Raw genomic sequence first — 24,759 nt, 5'->3', positions numbered from 1 at the left:
CGTTAGGAATGTAATTGCGGGCTTAACCAAGGTGGCAAGGTCTAAGAGAAATCTAGGAGAAAACCGTTTTATAGGCTTCGCCCGCGCCATCAATGAACATTTGAGTACCAATAACCGCTAGAATTAAGCCCATCATTTTAGTCACAACATTTAGAGCACTTGGTCCAACCGCTTTGACCAATTTGTCTCCAAACAAAAACAGTACATAGGTGATCACACACAGGACAGCGAAAGAAACGATAGTAATAATGGTTTGATCGAAACCACCCGCTGTCGCAAAGTTCATCGCGGTAGCAATCGTTCCAGGCCCAGCTAATATTGGCATCGCCAGTGGAGACACTGCAATACTCAATGCCGCCCGTTGCTGAGCTGGTGAATACGCCTTCTCTTTGGTTTTCTGATGCGTCGAATCACCTTGAAGCATGTTAAAACCTATCAAAAACACCAAAATGCCGCCTGTTATTCGCAATGCATAAAGCGTGATACCAAACAAATCAAAAATTAACTTACCGGCAATAGAAAATATCGCGATGATAATAAATGCAATAAAAACCGAGCGGAGCGCAATGGAACGGATGGTTTCTTTATCTTCATCAGCAGTTAAACTCAAAAAGATGGGGATATTGGCGATAGGGTTCATGATGGCAAAGAAGCCCATAAACACCGTAACTGTATGAACAATGAGTTCTTTCATATTTTCCACTGCATTTAAATTATTGATTCTAAAAACAGTATATACGCTCTCAAACAGAACGAGTGGTGTATTCTCGATTCGTCTTCACACTTATGCACCAAGCATTGTTTTTCTTTTGAGATAGTTTACCGACTCATCAAATGTCGCTAAGGTGAGTCTTCAGCCTTTACACATAACAGGGGATGTTAAGTCACCATGAACAGCACGATTCAAACAATTCTCAATCACCGCTCAATTCGAAAATTCACCTCACAACCGATTGAGAGCGAACAATTAGATGCTATTCTTCAAGCCGGCCTTGCGGCGTCCTCATCAAGCATGTTGCAAGTCGTTTCAATTATCCGCGTGACCGACATAGAAAAACGTACACTATTAGCTCAATATGCCGGAAATCAAGGGTACGTTGAAAGCGCGGCTGAGTTTTTGGTGTTTTGCATTGATTACCAACGCCACGCCAGTATCAACCCAGATGTTCAAGCTGACTTTACCGAGTTAACGCTAATAGGCGCTGTAGACTCGGGCATCATGGCACAAAATTGCTTGCTTGCGGCGGAGTCGATGGGACTAGGAGGTGTGTATATTGGTGGTTTACGAAACAATGCCCAAAAAGTAGACGAATTATTAGGTTTACCTAAAAATACCGCCATTTTATTTGGTATGTGTCTTGGTCATCCAGATCAAGCCCCTGAAGTAAAACCTCGCCTACCTAAGCATGTCGTGGTGCATGAAAATCAGTATCAAGACCTAAACTTGGATGACATTCAGACGTATGACCAAACTATGCAAAACTACTATGCAAACCGTTCGAGCAATCAAAAACAGAGTACTTGGTCACAAGAAGTCACCAGTAAACTGGCTGGCGAATCACGTCCGCACATCCTGCCGTATTTGAATGGGAAGGGGCTAGCGAAAAAGTGACCATGTCGAAAGACAACAAAAAAGAGATCTGAGTCACACTTTTGATAATCCTATTTAATACAACGAGATAATTAGTCGGTAGATTTTCTTGGTTGTATTTTAGAAAGAAAACACTACATATAGAGCTAATAAACAAAATTTGAGCTAATTGAACAAGTTTTTTATCCGAAATATGAAATCTTGTAAGTGAAAACATAAAAATACGATATTTATCTGGACACTTGCTGCATTATTGTCTATTGCTCTAATCATTGAAATTCATTAGAGTTCATGCCTCCAGATGCAATCAATCCCTTATTGAGCACTTTATAAATAGAAGAAGGTGGTGCTTATAAGGTTATGTTGTGAAGTCTTTTCTGGAAAAGAATGTTGCTACCAGCAACTCGCTCTTTACGTCAGATGAATGAAAAAACATGAATTTCAAACATAAAAAGCTAGCTAGTTTAGTGCTTTCCTCAGTACTTCTTTCTGGATGTACTGTACCCGGTAGTCACCTTTCCACAGATGGAAAAAACTTCGTCGAAGACAGCAATGTTAGTCGCACTTCTGATTTCAATGTTTTTCCACTTACACTTGATAAAGTATCTCAACTTAAAAGTTTGGGGATAGAAGCCAAATCCAACCCTGAACTAGATCGCCAACTTAACGCTTATGAGTATGAGGTTGGCCCTGGAGATATACTAAACATTACTATTTGGGATCACCCAGAACTAACTATTCCTGCTGGTTCTTATCGCAGCTCTGCTGAAGCGGGGAACTGGGTACATGCTGATGGTACTATCTTCTATCCATATATAGGTATTGTTGAAGTTGCGGGTAAAAACGTTCGTCAAATTCGTGCTGATATTTCTCGCCGATTAGCAAAGTACATAGAAAGTCCTCAAGTGGATGTCAGCGTAGCAGCTTTTCGTTCGAAAAAATCCTACATTACTGGTGAAGTAAGTAATCCTGGACAACAACCAATCACCAACATCCCACTCACCTTGTTAGATGCAATTAACCGTGCAGGTGGATTAGCCGAAAACGCCGACTGGAAAAATGTAACACTGACAAGAAACGGCATAGTTGAAAACATATCTCTTTATGCGCTGATGCAAGAAGGCGACCTCACTGAAAATAGGCTACTTCAACCAGGTGATATCATCCATGTGCCAAGAAATGATTCACAAAAGGTTTTCGTTATGGGTGAAGTTAACGATCCTAAACTACTGAAAATAGATCGCGCTGGCATGAGCCTTACGGAAGCTCTGAGCAACGTTGGCGGTATTAATCAGATATCAGCGGATGCGACAGGTGTATTCGTAATTAGGAGGTCACAAGACGCAGGTTCACTGGGCGACATATATCAACTTGATGTCTCCGATGCGGCAGCGCTCGTTATTGGTACTGAATTTGCTCTGAAACCGTATGACATCGTTTATGTCACTGCGGCGCCTATCAGTCGTTGGAATCGCGTTATTGCACAACTAGTACCTACCATCTCAGGCTTCAATGAACTTACAGAAGGCGTCCTTCGAGTCAGGACTTGGCCATAGAAAAAGCATTCTGAAGGGCTTGTTTGAACATAAACAAGTCATTCAAACGTTGTCTATAAGGAGCAAAACATGTTTTCGAACATTCTTGTCGTGTGTGTAGGTAATATTTGTCGTTCCCCCACAGGAGAGCGGTTACTACAGCAACTACTCCCAAATAAACAGATTTCTTCGGCGGGTATTGCCGTAGAAAAAAGTCGCCTAACCGGAAAGCCAGCAGATGAAACCGCCAGACTTGTCGCGTCAGAACGTGGTATCTACCTGCTAGACCACAAAGCGCAGCAGCTAACCGCTAAGTTGTGCGCAAAGCAAGACCTAATATTGGTGATGGAACAAGGTCATATCGATGCTTTGACGGAGCTGGTACCGGAGGCTAGAGGTAAAGCAATGTTATTTGGTCACTGGATAGGTTCCGTGGATATTCCAGATCCATACAGACAGAGTAGAGAAGCCTTTGAGCATGCATTATCTCTGATTGAAAATGCTGCTCATGCATGGGCAAAAAAAATATAAATTCAGATCACTTGGCGAAATAAAAAATAATGGCTAACCAAACAATACAACCATCTGCTCTTGCTGATGATGAGATCGACCTAGGCAAGCTCTTCGGCATATTGATAGACGCGAAATGGTTTATCATCAGCATTACGCTCTTTTTTGCAACATTAGGTATCGCGGTCGCGTTGCTATCAACTCCGATTTACAAAGCCGACTCGTTAATACAAATCGAAAAGAAAAGTTCAGGTGGTATTTCGGCGATGGTCGGTGACATGGGAGAACTCTTTTCTGCCGAATCATCTGCAACTACAGAAATTGAAATAATTAAATCGAGAATGATTCTTGGCGATACCGTTGATAGGTTTAACTTAACAACCATTGCCACTCCTGATTACTTACCTTTTGTTGGTAAAGGTCTAGCACGAATCAACGGTACTCAAAACTACATTTCTTTGACCACGTTTGAAGTACCTCGAACGGCTAAAGGATTATCTCATCAACTGATTGCTACAGACATCGAGAAAGGTCAATTCAGCTTGATGCTTGAAGACCAAATGGTACTTTCTGGTTCAGTTGGTCAACTAATTGAGATGAATGGCTATCGTGTAAAAGTGAACCAGCTCAATGCTCAAAATGAAGATACTTTTACAATAAGTAAAATAAGCAAGTTAGATGCTATCAACAAGTTAGCCTCACAACTTTCTATTTCAGAGAGAGGTAGCCAAACAGGTATTGTATCTCTAAGTATTGAAGGTGAATACCCAGACCACAATCAGCTTGTTTTAAATGACGTTGTTCAAAACTATTTTTTGCAGAATGTTAGAAGAAACTCTGCTGAAGCTGAGCAGAGCCTCAACTTCCTTAAAGGTCATTTACCCGAGATTAAGGACAAGCTAACTATTTCAGAAGATACATTGAACAGTTTTAGACAAGAAAACGAATCTATCGATTTAAATCTCGAAGCACAATCTACTCTAAAAGTGATGGTGGCACTTGAAGCCCAACTTAATGAGCTAACATTTAAAGAAAGTGAAATCAGTCAAAAATTCACCCAAGACCACCCAGCTTATAAATCGCTGTTAGACAAACGTCAGACATTACTACAAGAGAAAGAGCGTCTTAACAAACAAGTTCAAAAACTGCCAAAAACACAGCGCGAAGTCTTGCGTATGACTCGTGATGTCGAAGTAAACCAGCAAATCTACATCCAACTTTTGAATAAAGTTCAAGAGCTAAATATCATAAAAGCTGGCACCGTAGGTAATGTGCGTATTATTGACAACGCACAATCTTACGCAATTCCTATTAAACCGAAAAAACCTTTGATTGTAGTTTTGGCTACTCTTCTAGGAGGCATGGTAGCTGTCGCATTTGTTCTGGTAAAAACCGCGTTTCATCGTGGAGTGACTTCTCCTGATGTAATTGAGCAAACTGGAATATCTGTATATGCAAGTGTTCCAAAATCGGCACAACAATTGGAAGTTGCGAACAAGCTAAAACGTAAAAACAACAAAGACTTACTTCTTTTAGCAAATGCCAATCCAGCAGATCTATCAATTGAAGCACTACGTGGACTTCGAACCAGCTTACACTTCGCAATGTTGGAAGCCAAAAACAATGTCTTAATGATTTCAGGCCCAGCGCCTTCCATTGGTAAGACGTTCGTATCAACCAACTTTGCTGCAGTTGCGGCTAAAACGGGTCAAAAAGTCCTTTTGGTGGATGCTGACATGCGAAAAGGTTATTTACAGAAATGTTTTGGCCTCACAGCAGAGCAAGGGTTATCTGACTTACTAAGTGGAAAAATTGATCGAGCAACCGCAATCAAGCCAAGTCAAGTTGAAAACTTGGATGTGGTTACTCGTGGTCAAGTACCACCAAATCCATCAGAGCTTTTGATGCATCCACGATTTGTTGAATTTGTAGAACAAGTATCAAAAGAATACGATCTAATCATCATCGATACACCGCCTGTACTTGCAGTAACGGATCCAAGCATCGTTGGTGCACTTGCTGGCACCACATTGATGGTAGCTCGCTTCGACCAAACGACATTGAAAGAAATTGAGGTAGCACGTGGTCGCTTCGAGCAATCAGGCGTTGAAGTTAAAGGTGTGATTCTCAATGCAGTTGAGAAAAAGGCATCTAACTCATACGGCTATGGATACGGCTACTATAACTACGCGTACAAAAGCGAATCATAAGTTGAATTTAGATCGCTAATTAAACCAAATATGACAAAGCCCTGCTAGAAACAGCAGGGCTTTTTCTATTGCACTCTTAATTGCTTGTACGTAATCAAACTAAGCAAGACAAAGAATATTGGGTCACTCCAACCAAAACCGGCAAATACTCCGATAATGCCGGCATAGGTAGTAATCACTGCCCCTAAACCATTAGTAATCAATAATGCTTTAAACAGCTGTTTCGCAGTATGCCCTGATTCCACATTACGTAACATCAAACTCACCGCTGCGATTCCACCTAAAAAGATCGAAGTATGCTGCGATAAAAACAGCGCGTACTGGTCGTTAATTTGTACGCCATACATCGGCCACATCATGGTTGGTACAAAAAACAACGCAAAAGCGAATACCGTATATATGACACCATGAACGGTTAGAAAAGTGCGGTTGGTCATCATCTCCTTATCCTCCAATAGGCCCTTGATTGATCGTCGTTAACGGCACATTGATATCGAAGATTTGACCTCGTACTTCGACTACGCCCATTTTTCGTAAGCGTGCGGCATGCATTTCGAGATAAGCTTGCGCCGTGGCTTCATCTTCAAAAAGATAGATACCACCACCGAGTTTGTCTTTTTCGCTTTCCGTCCAAATTTTCCAAATCATGCCCGGTTCTTGGTTAATTGATTTCGCTAAATCGATCAGAGCATTCGACATCTCTTCACCAAACGGACCATGAAATTCAAAATCAACTTGCAATAATTTCGCCATCTTGAGTCTCCTCTTCTTACTGACTCGCTTTCGATGACAAGATTATTATCTTTATAAAACTGACAAAAAAGTTCATAATTTTGCCATTAACTGTCTAAAAAATTGACTTATGAGACTAAAAACGACCTTAGAACAATGGCAAACGCTACAAGCGATTGATCAAGAAGGTAGCATTCAATCTGCAGCTTTGCTGCTCAACAAGAGCCATACCACATTGATCTACTCGGTGAGGAAGTTAGAAGACCAACTTGGTATTCAACTTATCGAAGTACGAGGGCGCAAAGCAGGTTTGACTGAGCACGGCAAAACCATACTGCGTCGTGCACAATCCATGCTTGAACAAGCGCGGGAACTAGAAGTCATCAGCGAGCAGTTAAAAAGTGGGGTGGAATCTCAAATCACGGTCGCAATAGATCATCTTTGTGACCCTTGTTGGCTTTATGCACCACTCAGTCAATTTTTGGAGGACAACAACACGACCTCCGTTCAAGTGGTTGAAACGTCACTGAGCAAAACAACCGAAATGGTCGTAAATGAGCTCGCTGACATCGCAATCATCAACTTACCGATAACCAACTACCCTGCCGAAGCATTTGGCGTAACAACCATGCTGCCTGTAATCGCAGCACACCATCCACTCGCTAAAAAGCCGCATGTTTCCATCGACGATTTTGCAACCACCAGCCAAATTGTCATCCGTGACTTAGGTGATTCAGACAAAACGAAAAGAGATGTGGGTTGGTTACGCGCACGTCAGCGTATTACCGTCGATAACTTCGACCACGCTTTTCACGCCGTAGAGCAAGGCGTTGGATTTTGTCGGCTACCAGCGCACTTAGTCGCAGCCCGCAAGAGCGATAAAATTAAAGTATTGGAGATCGAACACTCCCATCAATATCAAGTTGCGCTGCACCTCACTTTACCCAAAGGAGCCAAAAGTGGTCCTGCGACTCAAGCGCTTTATCGTACTTTACTCAAAAGTGTAGAAACTCGAGTCTAGCAACAGTGGTATTGAGTTGAATCGCTAGTGTTATCGCCTATTGATTCTCCCTAAATATAGAGAAACGGCCATTTTGTGACGCTACACTCTCACAAAAGGTTGCACGAAGGATAGCGACCACCTACTATCACTCTGCTCATGCCTAAAGCACCCAACACTCGCGGAAAGAACTCGGTTCACGGCAATATCCTCACCTGCTTGGTTTAGCAGGCACAATCTGTTTTTACCTTCTTTTTAGCTTCTATATAGGCGAGTGTGGAAGAAATAAGAAAGGTGAAATATGAACTCTACAAATAGCTTCTCGATCAATATCAATCAGCAAAAATCCATTGCTAAAAAAAGGCTCAAAGCTATCCGCCTATACGATGACGCCACGTTGGAGTTAGTTAAGCGATTTCACTCCAAACCAGAATCTTTGGCTCCCAATACAATTCAATTGGCTGACGTTCAACATGCACTCGCAAGAGAACTGGGCTTATCCAGTTGGAGTAAACTAAAAGTTCATGTCGAAGAGCTAGAAGCGCACAAACTAGCCATCAAAGAACAAAAACCGCCCCTAGATGCAAAAGTAAAAACGCTACACGTTCGTTGTGGCCACGACATTCAACAACAACTTAAAGCCAGCGGATTTGAAGGGGCATTTTTAGCCCTGATCGATCCGCTTTGTATTGGCCCCATACCAGCAACACCACAGAACTTCCTTGCCATTCGTGCCCAATATGTCGTAGAGACTCTGCTGCCTGTGATGAAGCGTGAAGACTCGGTTCAAGATATAGTCACATTGGAACAATCAAACCTCGATCTGTTGCAAAGTGATGTATTTGAACGAATCGTCTTTTGGGTCGAACATGACAGTTATGATCAATTGATGCTAATTCGTGCTCTAACACAGTTAGAGAATGTAGAGAATAAAGTGATAGAGGTCATTGAGTTGAACCAGTTCCCGGGCACTGAACGATTCATCGGCTTTGGGCAGTTGCCTGAAGAAGCTATTCGTTCTTGTTGGCGATACCGTAAACCTGTGACAGCAAAATTATTCAGTCAGGCTAAACGGTGTTGGCACGCTATTACATCACCGACACCTATTTCCATAGTTAATTTGATTCAGCTGCATAACCTGGATTGCTTGCCCAATATACTCAACGTGCTTAAACGCCATTTGCAAGAGTTACCTAATTCACAAACTGGATTGAGCTTGACACAACACCTCGCACTAAAGGTTTTGAACTCGCAAAATCGTTCAATTCCCATCAAAGATTGGTTTGAGCAATATCAACAACTAGAACCTCTTCCTTACCTAGGAGACGTGATGTTTTACGCGTTACTCCTCCCTCTAGCACAGTGTCAAACACCTTTGATCACGATTGAGTCACGTGAAAGGCACTGGTGGGAACAAAGCGTCCGTATCACTGAGGCTGGCAAGCAGTGTTTGGAAGGCTTAATACGAGCGAAACAATGCTATTGGGTTGGAGGGATTAAAAATACCAGTCAAAGTTATTGGAGCTGGGATCACCTCCAACTAACTACACTTGCCAACCATCATTGAGTTGACAAATATGAAAGCATAACGGGTTCGTTGGCTCTGATGAACACTCAATACTAAATTATCCCTAAAGAAGCGACCGCTAGCCTGAATATAACTTAAATAGTTATGCAGAAATGCATCCACTCAAAGAGAGTATGCACTCTATCTCTTATTAAAATTTATTGTAAATCCTCTTTGTTATCGGTTGTATATTCGATAAAAGTGTTAAAATACAAACTTTTCATCCGGCCAATTCGTTAATATTTGGTTAAAATCCCATTTTTATTAGTGATAAAGTTCACATCTATTAACCATTTAGAGGATTATTCTTTCGTATTTTCTCACTCCGCTGCTAATCTGCTCGCCGCTTTGAAGTGAACTCAAGGTGCATAACTATAAGGAGTGTTCTCATGAATACCAAGAAACCGATGTCGCTTACCAGCCGCGTAATTTTAGGTATGGTTGCGGGTATCTTGACAGGATTTGCAATTCGCACACTTTTTGCCGACAACGGATTTGTCGACGCATACATTATTAATGGATTATTCGAAGTTGGTGGACAGATCTTCGTTGCCAGCTTAAAAATGCTTGTTGTACCGCTAGTATTTGTTTCGTTAGTTTGTGGTACTAGCTCTCTCAAAGACCTCTCTACACTGGGTCGCATGGGCGGTAAAACCCTCGCTTTCTACGTTACGACAACGGCTATCGCGATTACGCTTGCTCTAACTATGGGTACTCTATTCCAGCCAGGGGCAGGGGCAGATCTAACGGCAGCAAGTTCATTCAAATCAGCCGAAGCGCCATCTTTAGGTCAGGTGATCATCGATATGTTCCCGACCAACCCAATCAGCGCAATGGCAGAAGGTAAAACTCTGCAAGTTATCGTGTTCGCCGTGCTATTCGGTATCGCGATCAGTGCAGCGGGTAAACCAGGCGAACGCATCGCAGCATTCTTCTCTGATCTGAATGAAGTGATCATGAAACTGGTCGCGATTTTGATGAACTTGGCACCTTATGGTGTGTTCTTCTTAATGGCGAAGCTATTTACTGGTCTTGGTCTGGGCGCGATCGTCAATCTGGCAGAGTACTTCTTAGTACTGGCTGGTACGCTTGTCCTACACGGTCTAGTTACTTACAGCTTAATGTTAAAAGGTTTCACAGGTCTAAACCCAATTACGTTCCTACGTAAGATGGAAGACGCGATCATGTTTGCTTTTTCTACAGCATCATCGAACGCGACGATTCCAGTGACAATGGAAACAGCAAAGCACCGCATGGGTGTTGAGAACCGTGTATCATCGTTCACAGTACCACTTGGTGCAACCGTGAACATGGACGGTACGGCGATCATGCAGGGCGTAGCAACTGCGTTTATTGCTCAAGCTTTCAATATTGATTTAACTATGGGCGATTACCTAATGGTTATCATGACGGCAACTCTGGCGTCTATCGGTACCGCAGGTGTTCCTGGTGTGGGTCTAGTAATGTTGGCAATGGTATTGAACCAAGTTGGTCTGCCGCTTGAAGGTATCGCACTTATCATGGGTGTTGACCGTCTTCTTGATATGATTCGTACCGCGGTAAATATCACTGGTGATAGTGCTGTGACCGTCATCGTTGCGAAATCAGAAGGTGCATTGGATGAAGCTCGCTTCAACGACCCAATGGCAGGCGTAGCCGAAGAAGAAGTGCACCTGAAACGCGCGGAAGCTTAAACCCTTCCAAGTTAAATTATCCTGTCTAAGCAAAAACCACCTTACTCTAAGGTGGTTTTTTATTTCCAATTAACCCGAAGTCAAAAAGGTTTAGATAAATTTCTCGTCCCCCGAGGTTGTTTCAATTACTAATCGGTAAGTAGTTCGATTCTATATTAGTTCATCTAGAGGGTTAAGATAACTCGCCTATGTTTATCACTTTGAAAATGATATAAGGAACATTTTCATCATATAGAGATACAAATTCCATTATCAAATTAAAGTTCAAAACCAAATCGCGATAGATAGTAGTCTGATAATTAAGTTGGTACTAAGATACATACATCATAATTTCATGTTTAAAAATAGTCTTTTTTATTCATTTTCTCATTTCCAATACTTGCATTAGGTTTCAACGAAAGTATGTTCGATTTTTTTAAGAAATTTAAATATACATTAAGCCCAGAGGTAAAAGGTACTTTAGTTCTTGATCAAAGACCTCTAGAAAATGTAACGGTTTACTTAGAAGCTAATTTTTTAAAAAATAATTACAAAAGGAGTTCAAGTACTAATGAGTTAGGTGAATTTCACTTTAAACCAGTCATACATGCTCAAAGGTTCAAAGAATCAGCTTTGAATCAAACATATTCATATATCGGAATATATACCTATATAAATGAAGAAAAGAAATATATTTGGGAGTCTCAGTTAAACTACGTTTCACCACCTATATTTATAAAGGACAACTTAAGTAATCTTTACTGTGAGCTTGAAGATACCGAGTTTCGATACTTTTTCAAGAATATCAATCTAGAAAATGCTGGAGATCTAATGGTTATTAGCAACTGCAATTTAAATGGATTTTTATATAAAAGACATTTTTCATAGAGTTTATGATTGTGATGATTATTAAACTCAAAGTTCTTTAAAAGAAAAAGCTATACCTGCACGCCTCAATCAAGTTTAAACATATCAATCAAAGTGCTAATTCGCAGAATATTTCTCTAAAGTAATTCACTACTTAACTTTCGTATACTCCTGATTCTACATAACCAGTTAGTTTGCACTGACTGTACACATAAGTATCATCTTCACCATTTCCAAAATAAGAAAAAGCGAAGTAGTAAACTTCATTGGTTACTTCACAATTCAAATTTCCCATATTTTCTCTAGCAAACTCATAAGTCTCATAACCATCAATTGAAGACTCCCATATCGTCACCTCTTCTCCATTTGCTAGATGAGTCTTCAGGAAAACGAGCACGTATTTCTGATCTAAGTTCAATAAGTCTTGAGACTCATGCTCTTCAAATGCAGGGAAGGCAAACGATCCGTTAGCATCAGTAATAGTTTGAAACTCATGAATGGTTCCACGCACACCGACTCGGAGGACCACTAATTGAGATGACAACGGTTTTCCGTTCAAAGTTAGCATACCAATAATATCTGGCGTATACCTGTACATGAAAGGTTTCTCTTAGATAAAAACTTGAATCTGAAAGTACCCTTTCAAATCGAGCAAATCTACTACGGAAAAACGTATTGTTACGAGCTCGTGTGCTTTGAGTAAATGTTAAAAATAACAATTTCTTGTTTGCGCTAAACCAAACATAGAACATGTTTGATGGGCCATACCTACTCCACCATCGAATTCAGTTTTTCTCTGGCTTGTGCTTCGTGTTCTTTAGTGATGGCATTACCGACTGAGTTCGCGGCTAAGGTAAGTGCTGCCATGTCATCGGTAAAACCGACGCCAGCGAGTACGTCTGGCACCATATCGGTTGGTAATACGAAGTAAGCCAATGCTCCACCTAAAATCGCCTTATGGCGAACAGAGGTGTTAGAATCTGTCATCGCGAGCCATGATTTTATGCCCATTACGGCAATTTCTTCACCCGCTTTCCTAACCGACGCTTTCATTTTACGCCAGAAGGTTTTCTCATCTGGTGCTTGCATCGTTTGGTCTAAGACGTCATCGGACGCCGAATTTACAGACATGCTTGTGGTCATCGTGCCTCCTAAATTTATGACTGTGGCATAGATATTAAGGCGATGAACCTGAACGTAGGATTAATAGCGCGTAATGATAATGAAGAAAGGAAACAAAATGGCTAGATAAAAAAATCCCCAAACCGAAGTCCAGGGATTATTGCTTTGGAAACCAAATGGTTTTGAAACCAACAGCTTTGGGAGCCAAGCTTTAGAAGCAGAATGCCTTATTGAACAATCTTCTCCAGTACACGTATCAACATTTTGATACGTGGTTCAATAGACTCAAGCAACAAGTACTCTTGATCGCTGTGGAAGCCCGCACCGATAGGTCCTAGACCATCCAAAGTTGGAACACCAAGAATCGCCGTGTTGTTTGCATCAGAGCCACCACCTACTTCTTTCCAGTTGATGTCGATCGCCAGTTCACTTGCGGCTTCTTCAACTAGCATCATCAGGCTTTCTGTTTGTGGGCTTGGCACCATAGAAGGCTTATAAGCTTCACGAACCAACTCAATTCTCACGCCACCAACGAATGGTGTTTCCAGCATGCCATTTAGCTTGCTATCGACATCATCGTATTCTTCGTTGCTCCAGAAACGCACATCCACGATCGCTTCCGCGTGCTCAGGGACGATGTTCGCACCGTTGCCGCCAGAAACAATGCCGACGTTCAGCGTAGTACCAGATTCAAAGTTGGTCATTGCATTGACAGCCAGAATCCAATTCGCCATCTCAGTGATTGCGCTGCGGCCGTTTTCTGGCTCGTTACCTGCGTGAGCAGCAACGCCATTAAAGGTCATTTTGTAGCGAGCCATGCCTTTGCGCGCTTTCACTAAACCACCGTCTGCACGTGCTGCTTCTGCAACCAGCACATTCTTAGCGTTTTTCGCAACTGATTGAATCCAATCCACAGAGTCCAGAGAGCCCGTCTCTTCATCTGGGTTCATGCAGATAGCGATAGACAACTTATCCAACACCGCTTGGTCTAGATTGCGCATCGCGTATACGATGTTCAGCAAGCCAGATTTCATGTCCGAGACGCCCGGACCGTAGGCTTTCTCTGCATCTTGAGACATTGGACGAAGCTCAGCAGTACCCACAGGGAACACGGTATCCATGTGACCAATCAGCATTACGTCGATTTGCTCAGCTTCCGGCTTGTTTCGAACTTCAAGACCGATGCCCGCTCTGCCACAGTCGATGCGTTTTACGCTCCAACCTGACATCGCTTGGTACTTCTCTTCAAATTGAGAAGCGATAAACTCGATACCATCAGTCGTGTAAGTGCCACAATCCACATTAATCAGCGGACGTAGCTCTTCTAGATATTCATTTAGAGAGAATTGCATGACTCACTCCTAGACAAACAGATTCATCACCAGCATTGCGCCAAACGCGTTCAATACTGAGATTGCAATCATAACTGGGATGTAACGACCTTCAGTACCAATTGGACCCATGATACGACCCATGTACTGAACTTGAGAGCCCATTAGGTAGATAGCAGGCGCAAGAATCGCAATGTGCGTACCGTTCAGGATACCTTGGTCAAACAGCGTAATCACTACGCCAACCGCACCGCCCATCGACATCCAAGCACCGATCAATACCGCTGCTGCTTCACCCGGAAGACCAAACACTGCCATGATTGGAGAAAACACCGTGCCCATCAGATCCAACGCGCCAGTGATTTGAAGCGCTTTGATGATAACGAACGCCATCAATACGTTAGGCACCGTAGAGGTAGTCGCAATTACCCAGCCTTTCTTAGCACCCTCGACGAAGATATCCGTCACCATTGGTTTTTTCGCTTTAACGTCACCCATTATGCCGTCTCCTCTTTTAGGTTCTCTGATTTGTTTTGGTCTTGCTTGTCTTCTTTACCTTCCGTCATGTTCAGGTAGATACGGAACAGGTTCGCGCCGATGATCTTAAATGCGAACATCACCACAACTGCTAAACCAATAGAAGACGTTACTGCTAGAGAGCCGTCAGCCATCGTCAGTGTGAACAGCACAGCACCCGATGAGAAGAAGTTCACGATGGTTGCACCTGCAGTGAACTGGAACATGGTAAATACGTCCGTTTCACGCTTAGTTAGGTGACCTTCATCTTTTAGCTGACGCGTCATTGCCGCACCTGCATCGGTACTTTGTAGAGAAGCAATTAAAGCCAGACCAGAGTTACCAGGGATGCCCATTAGAGGACGTAGAAGAGGAGTAAGAAGCTTACGAGCGGCTTCAAGTGCACCGTAGTGCTCAAGTACGTTGATCATACCTAAGGCGAACATAACAGTTGGAATCAAAGTAAGTGCGAAAATGAAACCGTCGCGAGCACCGCTACCACCAGTACCGCGAAGCGACGTTGTTGCAACTTGCACACCGTCAGCCGTTTCGGTGACACCATACGCCACCTTGCCGAAAGAGCCATTGAGCGTTGTAAAATCGAATACACCGTACCATTCGCTAGATTGCATCAGGCCAGAAAAGAACACAACCGCAAACGCCAGAGCAACGTAGCACCCCAGTGTAACTTTACGCTCAGTTTGAACAGGAATTTTCATAACATTACCTACACATGTGGAACTTAACACATATGTTCACCTGAATAATGTGCTAGAGAGATGATCAAAATCAATCCGCCTGCCGAACATTATCGCGACTCAGTTATGAAGTTTTGTTTTATGATTCCAATCACAATTGAAAGATAATAAAAATTTGTGCTAACAATTAGGTATATTAATCTATGTCGATAGCTCACGACTTCTTCATCAACTCAACAAATGATTCTGACGAATATTGCTTTCTACAACATTCATGACGTACTTCATACTTTGGCATTGAGGCAATATCGATTAACTCGAAAGTAACATTCAGCCACGAAATTTAGGTTAGGATGGCCCGGTCATATGTAAACGGTATAAACCAGAATTAACAGGACTATACGACCCATTGTTACGCTCACAATATAAAATAGCCAAATGGACACTCGCCCTCGTGCTTTGGGTGGTGATGATATGCTTAAGCCAAAATTCTGGTTTCTCGAAAAGCTGCCCGAAGGCTCACCAAATACAGAGTCAGCAAGATGAAAGCGTGAATTTATCACCATCTTGCGACCTTTCAGAAAAGCTGGTTCAAGCTTACCAACATCAGTTTGATCATATTCTTATTCCATTTTTTCTGTTTGCTTTGATTGTGGCGCTGCCGATGACAACCACAGCAATTCGCTATCTGGAATACACAGAACCGATACCGGAAAAGTATCGGGTTCACCTAAAACTTTGCGTGTTTAGAGAATAAAGCCAGCAAGGCGAGAGACCTTTCTGCCTGACTTTTGTACATATTTTATTCACTTCACATAACAAACAACGAAATTTAAAAGTTTTAGGAAATATTATGACATTCACTCGTACACTTTTGGCGTTAACGATGGCTATCGTACCTGCCGTATCTTTCGCATCAGAAAAGACCGCAGAACAAAAGCTAGAGGAAGTTACTCAGATACTAAAAGAAAACCCTCAAATTCTTGATTCATTGCACCAAAACCTTCAAGAGTACATTGCGTATCAACAGTCATTTGGCGACACCTTGAAGGAGGTTCGTCAATATCTAAGTGATGGCAAACATTCCTCTTTTGGTGCTGAAAACCCTGAGTTAACCATTATTAACGTAACAGACTACAGCTGCCCTTTTTGTAAACGTTTAGAAGGAGAGCTGGTCAAAGTTGGTAAGGAATATCCGCAGGTAAAAGTGCTTAACCTCAATGTCTCTTTTAAAGAACAATACGAGAAAAACGGCTACAACTCGGCAAGTTACGCATTAAATGTTTGGCAAAACCAGCGAGATAAGTACGAACAAGTGCATGAGTTATTGGTGAAAAAACCGGGCGCACATGACGCACGTTCCTTAAATCAAATCGCGAAAAAAACGGGGACAGAAGCACAGCTTGTCGACGACAAAGAGACCAAGGCGTTGCTTGATAAAAACTATCAGTATTTCACGCAACTTGGTTTACGCGGCACGCCCGCGTTGATCATTAATGATCAAGTCATTCCTGGCTATGTGCCGTTTGACGAGCTAGAAAAAGTCATCGACCAAGAACTGGCGAACTAATACAACAAAGCCCTTCCCTGATAACTCAAGGAAGGGCTTTTTCTATCTAGGCTTAAAACGAAGTTCTAACTACTTGTCGCGACCCACAAACGCCACAACGACTTTGTCATTGCCAAGCGAGCGAGAGAACACGTACGCGCCTTCTTGTTCAATTACTTGATGCTGACCCGCACCAATCGCTGGGTGCGCTTTACGGAACTGACCAAGAGTTTGCCAGTGTTTGAGCAGCGCTTGCTTCTCATCAGATAGCTTCCATACCATGTCAGAACGAGTGCCTTGGTGGAAATCGTCCGCGTAAGGACCAATGTTACGACCAACTTCATCACCATAATAAACCTGAACAGCACCAGGACTCAGAAGCAATGCATTCGCGGCGTTACGCTGCATACCGTAATCTTTGAAGCGAGAGAAGAACAGCTCGGTATCGTGAGAAGACATGTAGCTCACAGGGTTAAAGTCTTTCTCATTGGCGATAGTGTCCGCATAGCTTTGGTAAGTGTCTGCCATTTGGCTGAAACACGCCGCGCCTTTATCTAATTTCTTCTGCATGTCGAAGTTAATCAACGCATCAAAGCCATCGTCAAAGTAAGGGCTGCGATAAGCGGTATGTCCCCATACTTCACCCATCATCCAGAATGGCTGACCTGACTTACCGTTCTCTTTACGCCACTGCTCAAGGCTGCTTGATGCCTCTTCTTTCAAGCGTTTCCACACATCGCCTTCAACATGCTTCACCGTGTCGACACGGTAACCATCAATACCAAAGCGTTTCACCCAATCAGTTTGCCACTCAATTAGGTAGTCCGAGACGGTGTAATTATCACGCGCCTCAACGCGAGTGCCAGGGTTATCCAATAGCCATTGAGCTGGCTTCACGGCTTTGTCTGATTCAGTGATAAAGTCAGGCAAACCAGCCAATGACATGGTGATATCACTGCTGCCCGGAGCTGGGTATCCCGGTAGACCTGTTCTTACCCAGTCACCGCCCCACCATTTCGCCCAGTTTGGACTCTGGTAATCAATATTCTGGTGGTAGCTATGCCAGTTTTCGCCCGCTTTTGGTTGCCAATCCCCCCACTTCTTAGGTAGGTCAGCGTTTGGTTTTAACACCTCAATACCATCAAATTGCAAATCGGCTAACGTTGAGTAACCGGTGTGGTTGATTACTGCGTCCATCAATACTTTAAGGCCACGTTTGTGTGCCTCTTCCACCAGCTTTTTCAGGTCATCTTCGTTACCGAAGTTCTCATCAATCTTGGTGAAATCACGCGTCCAGTAACCGTGGTAAGCGTAAAATGGGAATGAGCCGCTATCGCCGCCGCCCACAAAACCATGCACTTGCTCAACGATTGGCGACAGCCAAATTGCATCTGTACCTAGGCTCTTGATGTAATCTAGCTTTTCGATCACGCCTTTTAGGTCACCACCGTGGAAGGTACCAATCTCTTCTTTGCCGTCTTTCTTTCGCCCATAGCTGTTATCATTGCTGGTATCGGCATTGTTAAAACGGTCGACCATCACGAAGTAAATGTTGGCATTACGGTAATCAAACGGTACTGCTTCTTTGGTTTTCTTCACTGGCTCTAGTAGCACCAAACCGCCGGAATCTTTGCTTGGTGTCAGCGATACTTGCTGATCTTTTACTTCGACCATTTGACCAGAATAGGCATCACGCAACTTGGTGCCATCGGGGAAACTGTCACCCAGCGCGATGGTGACTTCGCCGCCTTGGTAAACCTCACATTGCACTTGTGGGATTGGGCGTTTGAATTCTGTCTTGGCAGCTTTCTTAGGTTCACGCTTGAAGCGTAGAGTTTTGGCTTCCGCATCAAAAGCAAAAGAGTAATCGCCAGTAAAACGGATTTTTAACGGCAGTTCTGTTGGTTTTCCGCAGTTCAGCGCGATAGGTTTGTTGAATTTGACCTTCTGACCATCAGGCGCGACACAGTCGCCTTCAACACCCGTGATTTTGAGCGTGTATCCGTCTTTGGTTAAGGGCACAACCAAAGGTTGCTCTGCACTTAAAGGAAAGTCACGGCTGTTGGTCGTGGTAGAAATGGTGATGTTTGGCTCGGCGATGGCACTTGCCGATGCAAGCAATAAGGTCGTCGTAATCAGATTCAGTTTCATCGTTCAGTCCATTGGTTGCGCATAGGCGCAGTATTCGTGTTGTAGTTTTATTCACACTAATAGTAAATGGATGAAAAACTGAGCACATCATTCTGAAAGGCTACGCCCTAAAGCTTGTGACGCTTCACATTTTGCTTTTATTGGGGCGTAGTTCTATTTACGAGCAGGATAAAAGGGAGTTTAAAGCTGCACGCTGCCTAGGTTGCGCATTTGTCTCATCGCCCAATTGACGCGGCTGATGGTGTAAGAAGTCTGAGGGTAAACTTTGATGCGATACGGATTTGGCAGCACCACCGCAAGCCTTGCTGCTTGGCGTGTTGAAAGTTGTTTAGCAGGAATACCAAAGTAGTTTTGCGCAGCGGCTTCCGCGCCATAAATACCTGGACCAAACTCCACCACATTCAAATACACTTCAAGAATGCGTTTTTTACTCCACATTGCTTCCATCAGCAGAGCAAAATAAAGCTCATACGCTTTGCGCACATAAGAGTGTGAAGGAAACAGAAACACGTTCTTTGCAGTTTGCTGAGTAATCGTGCTCGCACCGCGAGAGGGACCGTTCTCGCCAGACTCTGAGATCACTTTAAACAAGGAATCAAAATCCACTCCGTAATGGGTCGGGAACTTTTGATCTTCTGTCGCAATCACAGCCAATTGAATGTGTTTAGAAATATCACTCAAAGGCACCCATTCATTTTGACTCTCTTCAGGAAATCCTTCAGGAGGAGAAATCATGCGGCTGATCTTCCATCCCCAAATTGGTGGATCGATGTATTTCACTATGCCAACGAGCATCACTGGTAAAAGCAAAAGCACCAATAAGATATTGAACAGAAGGGATTTAATCTTTCTCAAAGTCCGACCTAGCCTGATTTAATAAAACAATATGATGCAAGTATAGAGTATGCAGTCTGTTTATCGTTAGTGAAAACTTGGTCAAAAAAAGCCCGATTTACAATGTAAAACGGGCTTAGAATTTGATTAGACTAAATTATTTGTGCAGCTTGTAGAACACGGTTGAAAGTGGAGGCAAACGAAGCTCAAGTGATTGAGGCAGTGATTCACTTTCAACTTTTTCCGTTTTCACACTGGTCAGCACTTTAAAATCGCTGCCGCCGTATTTGCTGTCGTCTGTATTCAGTAGCAGTTCGTATTGACCTGCATTTGGAACGCCTAAACGAAAGCGCTCGTGTGGTACGGGCGTAAAGTTGGTGATGATCAGAATACGCTCACCTTCTTTACTAATACGCTCGTGCGCTAGGATGCTCGCATCCGCTTCGTCTTGTAGACGCCACTCAAAACCAGCAGGAACACAATCTTGATCGTGCATCGCCGCTTCATTTCGGTACAAGTGGTTCAAATCGCGCATCAGCTTTTGGACACCTTGATGACGCTCATATTCCAGTAAGAACCATTGCAACTGATCATCGTGGTTCCACTCCGCCGTTTGGCCAATTTCCGCGCCCATAAAGTTCAGCTTTTTGCCCGGTTGACCATACATATAACCGTAGTATGCTCGTAGGTTTGCGGTTTGCTGCCATTCATCGCCTGGCATCTTGTTGTGAATAGAGCCTTTGCCGTACACCACCTCGTCGTGAGAGAGAGACAAGACGTAGTTCTCGCTGTGCGCATAAACTAGCGGGAATGTGATGGTATTGTGGTGGTATTTGCGGTGAACAGGATCTTCTTTGATGTATGAAAGACTGTCGTGCATCCACCCCATATTCCACTTGAAGCCAAAACCTAAACCACCCATAAAGGTTGGCGCAGACACCCCCGGAAACGCCGTTGACTCTTCCGCAATCGTCATCGCATTCGGGAAGTGCTTGTACACTTCTTCGTTCATCCATTTTAAGGTTGCGATTGCGTCGTAGTTTTCGTTGCCACCATCAACGTTCGGGACCCACTGATCGTGGCTACGTGAATAATCGAGATAGAGCATCGACGCGACTGCGTCCACGCGAATACCATCAATATGGAATTGTTCAAACCAGTACAGCGCATTCGAGACAAGGAAGCGACGCACATGTTCACGGCCTAAATCGTAAATGTAGGAGTTCCAGTCTTGGTGCCAACCGCGACGCGGATCTGGATCATGGAATAGAGGCGTACCATCAAAGTTCGCTAAACCATGATCATCCGATGGGAAGTGCGCAGGAACCCAATCCAGCACTACACCGATACCAGCTTGGTGACACGCATCCACGAAGAATTTGAAATCATCAGGTGAGCCAAAACGGCTAGTTGGTGCAAACAAGCCAACAGGTTGATAGCCCCATGAACCATAGAATGGATGCTCAGACACAGGCATCAGCTCAACGTGGGTGTAGCCCATATCCACAAGGTATGGCACCAACTGCTCCGCAAGTTCGCGGTAGTTCAGGAAATCACCTTTCTCGTTGCGCTTCCATGACCCAGCATGCAGCTCGTAAAACGATAACGCTTCATCACGCTTTTGCGTCACTGCGCGATTTTGCCATTTCGCATCTTGCCATTGGTAACGCTTGTGATCGTAAGTAATGGATGCGAACGATGGGTATTGCTCAGAGTAGAAACCCCAAGGGTCTTGTTTGTGTGGCAGCCCTTCCCCATTTGGCCCTTTGAGCTCAAATTTGTACTGAACGCCTTCTTCTAAGCCAGGAATAAATAGGCCCCAGATACCGTAGTCTAGGCGTTGCATTGGATGACGACGGCCATCCCATTGGTTGAAGCAACCCACAAGGCTAACAGCAGATGCATGTGGTGCATAAACAAGGAAACGCACACCAGAGATGTTTTCACCGCCACGCTCTAGCGTGACAAAGTGTGCGCCCATGTAGTGATACATGTCTTTTGGCGTATGCAGATGCTCGTACTCTTGGTAGATATTGTGGTACTGGTACGGGTCATCAATAATTTGTTCAACATCATTCCAATCGACCGCTAAACGGTAGTGGGTCAGGTGTAAATCGCGTTGCTCTTTTAAGATGAAACCGCTGTCGCCATCACGCTCAAGCGCCACGCGAGGTTCACCATTAACAAGTAGTTCAATCTTGTTTGCGCCCGGCATCCAAACTCTCAGCGAAGCTTCGTCGTCAATGAATGGACCCAGCGCCGCAAATGGATCTGAGTAAGCCGCCTCAGCAAGCAGTTCGTATGCGCGTTCGTGTTGTTTCTTTATTTTCTTGGTTTTGGTGGTTTTCAAATCTTTCTCCCTAGAGCCAACATCCTTTTCAAGACCAGAGATCTGAATCAAACATCGGTTTCTCCACAGCCAACGTTGTGAACTCACAAAAAGACTCCGCTTCTCACGTTCGTTGCGTAAACGGCGTCAAAATACAAAAATGCCCGCTATTGTCGCGGGCATAATAACGGTACTTCATCCTAACGGATTGTGTTTTAGGAATGAGTGACCTAGACGGAACTTTCGTACCTCTGAGCTAACAAAATTGGTGATCAGCTCGTCCATCTACGTCACTCTAGGCATCTTACTTACTCGCCTGTGCGCGAACTTCAGTAAGGCGTTTAGAAATACGATTCACATCTTCACGGCTGAAGATTTCATCTAGGTTCATCGACAATTTACGACGCCAGTTTGGATACTCATCCACCGTGCCAGGAATGTTGACCGGTTGATCCATTTCTAGCCAGTCTTCAAGCTGAACGCTAAGCAGTGCAGAGTCACCCGCAGCTACGTGCAGTTGCAGCGCTTCGCTTAGGTATGAATCCATTGGCACGTACTGAGCATCATGACCAATGCCTTCTGGCAGATAGCCATGCCAGCGAACGCTGTCTAGAATACCTTGTTTGCACTTCAAGCGGTCAGCGAATAGGCCTTCCAACTGCTGTTCATCAGGGTACAAACCAATCTCACGCCCCATCTTCAAGTCATCACAGTGCCAGAAACCGCGTAGTGTTGGCATATCGTGCGTACACAATGCCGCCATAGACTGCTCTGCGTAATGCTTCGGAGAAATAAAACCACCGTCGTCTTTTGATGTTTCGAAGAAGAAGACTTTGTACGAATGCACACCCGCATCACGAAGGATATCAACGATTTCATCAGGTACAGTACCCAAGTCTTCACCGATTACAGAACACTGATGACGGTGAGATTCCAACGCTAGGATTGCTAGCATGTCTTCAACTGGGTAGTACAGGTATGCGCCTTCTGTCGCTTTCTCGCCTTTTGGAATCCACCAAAGGCGAAGCAGGCCAAGTACGTGGTCGATACGCAATGCACCACAATGCTTCATGTTAGCACGTAGCAATTTGATATAAGCGTCGTAGCCAGTCGCTTCTAAAACCTGAGGGTTAAGCGGAGGCAGACCCCAGTTTTGGCCTAGTGGACCAAGTACATCCGGCGGCGCACCGATGCTTGCATCCAATACTAGCGCGCCTTCGTCTGCCCATGTTTCGCTGCCTGAATCTGCAACACCAACCGCAAGGTCGCGGTACAAACCCACAGCCATGCCTTTTTCTTCGGCTAGCGCTTGTGCTTCTTTGATTTGATCGTCTGCGATCCATTGCAGGTACATGTACAAGTGAACACGATCTTGGTTGTCCTTAATGTACTTCTGAGTACCAGCTGCGTCGAATGTGCGGTATTTCTCAGGGAATACAGGCCAACCCCACATGTTTGCATCTTCTGCATGTAAATCAGCATGAAGTGCATCGAATGCAGCTTGGTGTAGCAAGCTGTCTCCGCCTTTTTCAACAAAGTCCAAGAAGGCACGAGCGCGATCGGTGTTCTTGTCTAAATGGCGAGCTTTAAACTCACTGAATAGCAGCGGAAGAACGCTCATTTTTAGTTGTGAAACTTCGGTGTAATTCACCCAATGAGAGTCTCGCGCTTTTTGTAGACGTTGTTGGAACTCTGCGCTACCCACTCGCTGTTGTGCTTCTGCACTTAGCGCGAACTCAGGTACAGAGCTTACGTCGATGTACATGATGTTCAGCCAGCGACGAGAAGACGGGCTGTATGGGCTTGCCCCTTCTGGATTCGCAGGGAACAGCGAGTGAATCGGGTTCAAGCCAATGAAGTCACCGCCACGAGAGGCAATATCACTCACCAGTTGTTTTAGGTCACCAAAATCACCGATGCCCCAGTTATGCTGAGTACGCAGTGTGTAAAGCTGGATACTAGGACCCCATAGCTTTTTGTGTTGGTTTAGATCGTCTTGTTTGAAACACGCTTTCGGCGTAATGATCAATGACATCTCGTAAGGTGTTTTACGACGCTTACGACTGATGATCAGTTTGTGATAACCCCAAGCCAAGTTCTTTGGCAATGCAAACACTAGAGGGCCACCCTCAGCACGCTCATCACGAACAATTTGGGACTGAAGATAGCCTTCAAGTACCTCTCCTTGTTCTGTTTCTAAACGCCAGCTGAATTCACTCTCACGAGCACTCGTACCTAGGTTTAGTTCCACTTCGACTGGTTCGCCGTCGCGTAAAACAAGAACAGGGGCTAGTACGTCTTTTTTATGTTTCTTTTCAGCAGAAGCCAGTAGTTTTTCATCACTGCTAGTATCGTAGCCAAGCGAAGCGAGCAAGCGGCGTAGCGTCTCCTCAGACACTTTAGCCTCATCTCCCCAAGCACTGACATAGCTATCAGCCAATCTCGCCATTTCCGCGACTTTCTTTAATGCTGTTTGTTCTTTCATCGCTTTCTCCGAAGGTAATACCAACACCTTCCATGTAGGGTTTTATTGTTATCAATAAC

22 protein-coding genes are annotated in these 24,759 nt (G+C 44.0%); 10 read left to right on the top strand and 12 right to left on the bottom strand.

The window, feature by feature from the left end; all coding sequences use genetic code 11:
• Positions 1-52 precede the first annotated feature (52 nt).
• Entirely contained in the window at positions 53-694 is a 642-nt protein-coding gene (locus tag R8O70_RS00640; RefSeq protein WP_005374889.1) for a MarC family protein, read from the bottom strand.
• A gap of 195 nt (positions 695-889) precedes the next feature.
• On the opposite strand from R8O70_RS00640, the gene nfsA reads away from it, so the two are divergent.
• The 4 genes from nfsA to R8O70_RS00620 all read left to right on the top strand — a co-directional run bounded on the left by nfsA (position 890) and on the right by R8O70_RS00620 (position 5,846).
• Positions 890-1,612 (top strand): oxygen-insensitive NADPH nitroreductase, encoded by a 723-nt coding sequence (nfsA, locus tag R8O70_RS00635; RefSeq protein WP_206953142.1) that lies wholly within the window; start codon positions 890-892, stop codon positions 1,610-1,612.
• A gap of 413 nt (positions 1,613-2,025) precedes the next feature.
• Positions 2,026-3,147, top strand: coding sequence for a polysaccharide export protein (locus R8O70_RS00630; RefSeq protein ID WP_053350000.1), 1,122 nt, complete (start codon positions 2,026-2,028; stop codon positions 3,145-3,147).
• A 69-nt stretch (positions 3,148-3,216) separates the two neighbouring features.
• Entirely contained in the window at positions 3,217-3,657 is a 441-nt protein-coding gene (locus R8O70_RS00625; RefSeq protein WP_206953141.1) for a low molecular weight protein-tyrosine-phosphatase, read from the top strand.
• 29 nt (positions 3,658-3,686) lie between these two features.
• On the top strand, positions 3,687-5,846 hold the full coding sequence (locus tag R8O70_RS00620; protein ID WP_206953139.1) for a polysaccharide biosynthesis tyrosine autokinase: 2,160 nt from the start codon (positions 3,687-3,689) through the stop codon (positions 5,844-5,846).
• Positions 5,847-5,911: 65 nt separating this feature from the next.
• Here the strand turns inward: R8O70_RS00620 and R8O70_RS00615 are convergent, their stop codons facing one another.
• Positions 5,912-6,283 (bottom strand): hypothetical protein, encoded by a 372-nt coding sequence (locus R8O70_RS00615; protein WP_206953175.1) that lies wholly within the window; start codon positions 6,281-6,283, stop codon positions 5,912-5,914.
• Positions 6,284-6,290: 7 nt separating this feature from the next.
• Complete coding sequence (locus tag R8O70_RS00610; RefSeq protein WP_021452923.1) at positions 6,291-6,599, bottom strand: monooxygenase; 309 nt, start codon at positions 6,597-6,599, stop codon at positions 6,291-6,293.
• Positions 6,600-6,708: 109 nt separating this feature from the next.
• Here R8O70_RS00610 and R8O70_RS00605 point away from each other — a divergent pair, with 109 nt between their 5' ends.
• From R8O70_RS00605 to R8O70_RS00590, 4 genes are all read left to right on the top strand, one after another.
• A complete protein-coding gene (locus R8O70_RS00605; protein WP_206953136.1) occupies positions 6,709-7,599 on the top strand; it encodes a LysR family transcriptional regulator in 891 nt (296 codons plus the stop codon).
• 280 nt (positions 7,600-7,879) lie between these two features.
• On the top strand, positions 7,880-9,145 hold the full coding sequence (locus R8O70_RS00600; RefSeq protein WP_158155521.1) for a DUF1835 domain-containing protein: 1,266 nt from the start codon (positions 7,880-7,882) through the stop codon (positions 9,143-9,145).
• A 389-nt stretch (positions 9,146-9,534) separates the two neighbouring features.
• Positions 9,535-10,839, top strand: a complete 1,305-nt coding sequence (locus R8O70_RS00595; RefSeq protein ID WP_206953134.1) for a dicarboxylate/amino acid:cation symporter — start codon at positions 9,535-9,537, stop codon at positions 10,837-10,839.
• Between the two features lie 402 nt (positions 10,840-11,241).
• The gene (locus R8O70_RS00590) at positions 11,242-11,706 is read left to right on the top strand and encodes a DUF6795 domain-containing protein (RefSeq protein WP_233272549.1); all 465 of its coding nucleotides are present in this window, start codon (positions 11,242-11,244) and stop codon (positions 11,704-11,706) included.
• A gap of 133 nt (positions 11,707-11,839) precedes the next feature.
• On the opposite strand, the gene R8O70_RS00585 is transcribed toward R8O70_RS00590, so the two are convergent.
• From R8O70_RS00585 to R8O70_RS00565, 5 genes are all read right to left on the bottom strand, one after another.
• Positions 11,840-12,283 carry a DUF6795 domain-containing protein gene (locus R8O70_RS00585; protein ID WP_054576577.1) on the bottom strand — a complete coding sequence of 148 codons (444 nt, stop codon included), beginning with the start codon at positions 12,281-12,283 and terminating at the stop codon, positions 11,840-11,842.
• 170 nt (positions 12,284-12,453) lie between these two features.
• Positions 12,454-12,828: a YkvA family protein gene (locus R8O70_RS00580; protein WP_033906664.1), complete on the bottom strand. Its 375-nt coding sequence runs from the start codon at positions 12,826-12,828 to the stop codon at positions 12,454-12,456.
• Between the two features lie 206 nt (positions 12,829-13,034).
• Entirely contained in the window at positions 13,035-14,159 is a 1,125-nt protein-coding gene (locus tag R8O70_RS00575; protein WP_064376876.1) for a M20 family metallopeptidase, read from the bottom strand.
• Between the two features lie 9 nt (positions 14,160-14,168).
• On the bottom strand, positions 14,169-14,636 hold the full coding sequence (locus R8O70_RS00570; RefSeq protein WP_005374849.1) for a YjiG family protein: 468 nt from the start codon (positions 14,634-14,636) through the stop codon (positions 14,169-14,171).
• Positions 14,636-15,373 (bottom strand): nucleoside recognition domain-containing protein, encoded by a 738-nt coding sequence (locus tag R8O70_RS00565; protein ID WP_005374846.1) that lies wholly within the window; start codon positions 15,371-15,373, stop codon positions 14,636-14,638. Before R8O70_RS00565 ends, R8O70_RS00570 begins: the two co-directional genes overlap by 1 nt.
• Before the next feature lie 448 nt (positions 15,374-15,821).
• Between R8O70_RS00565 and R8O70_RS00560 the strand changes: the two genes are divergently transcribed.
• Together R8O70_RS00560 and R8O70_RS00555 are read left to right on the top strand one after the other, a co-directional pair.
• A complete protein-coding gene (locus tag R8O70_RS00560; protein WP_049872671.1) occupies positions 15,822-16,109 on the top strand; it encodes a hypothetical protein in 288 nt (95 codons plus the stop codon).
• 96 nt (positions 16,110-16,205) lie between these two features.
• Positions 16,206-16,922 (top strand): DsbA family protein, encoded by a 717-nt coding sequence (locus tag R8O70_RS00555; protein ID WP_005374842.1) that lies wholly within the window; start codon positions 16,206-16,208, stop codon positions 16,920-16,922.
• Between the two features lie 69 nt (positions 16,923-16,991).
• Here the strand turns inward: R8O70_RS00555 and R8O70_RS00550 are convergent, their stop codons facing one another.
• The 4 genes from R8O70_RS00550 to malQ form a co-directional block, all read right to left on the bottom strand.
• Positions 16,992-19,052 carry an alpha-amylase gene (locus R8O70_RS00550; RefSeq protein WP_258625393.1) on the bottom strand — a complete coding sequence of 687 codons (2,061 nt, stop codon included), beginning with the start codon at positions 19,050-19,052 and terminating at the stop codon, positions 16,992-16,994.
• A gap of 180 nt (positions 19,053-19,232) precedes the next feature.
• Positions 19,233-19,907, bottom strand: coding sequence for a monofunctional biosynthetic peptidoglycan transglycosylase (gene mtgA / locus R8O70_RS00545; RefSeq protein ID WP_054865800.1), 675 nt, complete (start codon positions 19,905-19,907; stop codon positions 19,233-19,235).
• 136 nt (positions 19,908-20,043) lie between these two features.
• Positions 20,044-22,287 (bottom strand): 1,4-alpha-glucan branching protein GlgB, encoded by a 2,244-nt coding sequence (gene glgB, locus R8O70_RS00540; protein ID WP_206953174.1) that lies wholly within the window; start codon positions 22,285-22,287, stop codon positions 20,044-20,046.
• A 232-nt stretch (positions 22,288-22,519) separates the two neighbouring features.
• Positions 22,520-24,700: a 4-alpha-glucanotransferase gene (gene malQ / locus R8O70_RS00535; RefSeq protein WP_005374838.1), complete on the bottom strand. Its 2,181-nt coding sequence runs from the start codon at positions 24,698-24,700 to the stop codon at positions 22,520-22,522.
• Between the last annotated feature and the right edge of the window lie 59 nt (positions 24,701-24,759).

Origin of the sequence: Vibrio sp. 779(2023) (assembly GCF_033344285.1) — a bacterium.
In the GTDB taxonomy this organism is placed as follows: domain Bacteria; phylum Pseudomonadota; class Gammaproteobacteria; order Enterobacterales; family Vibrionaceae; genus Vibrio; species Vibrio alginolyticus.
The sequence above is the reverse complement of the archived record's forward strand: the minus strand, read 5'-3'. Positions and strand labels throughout refer to the sequence as shown.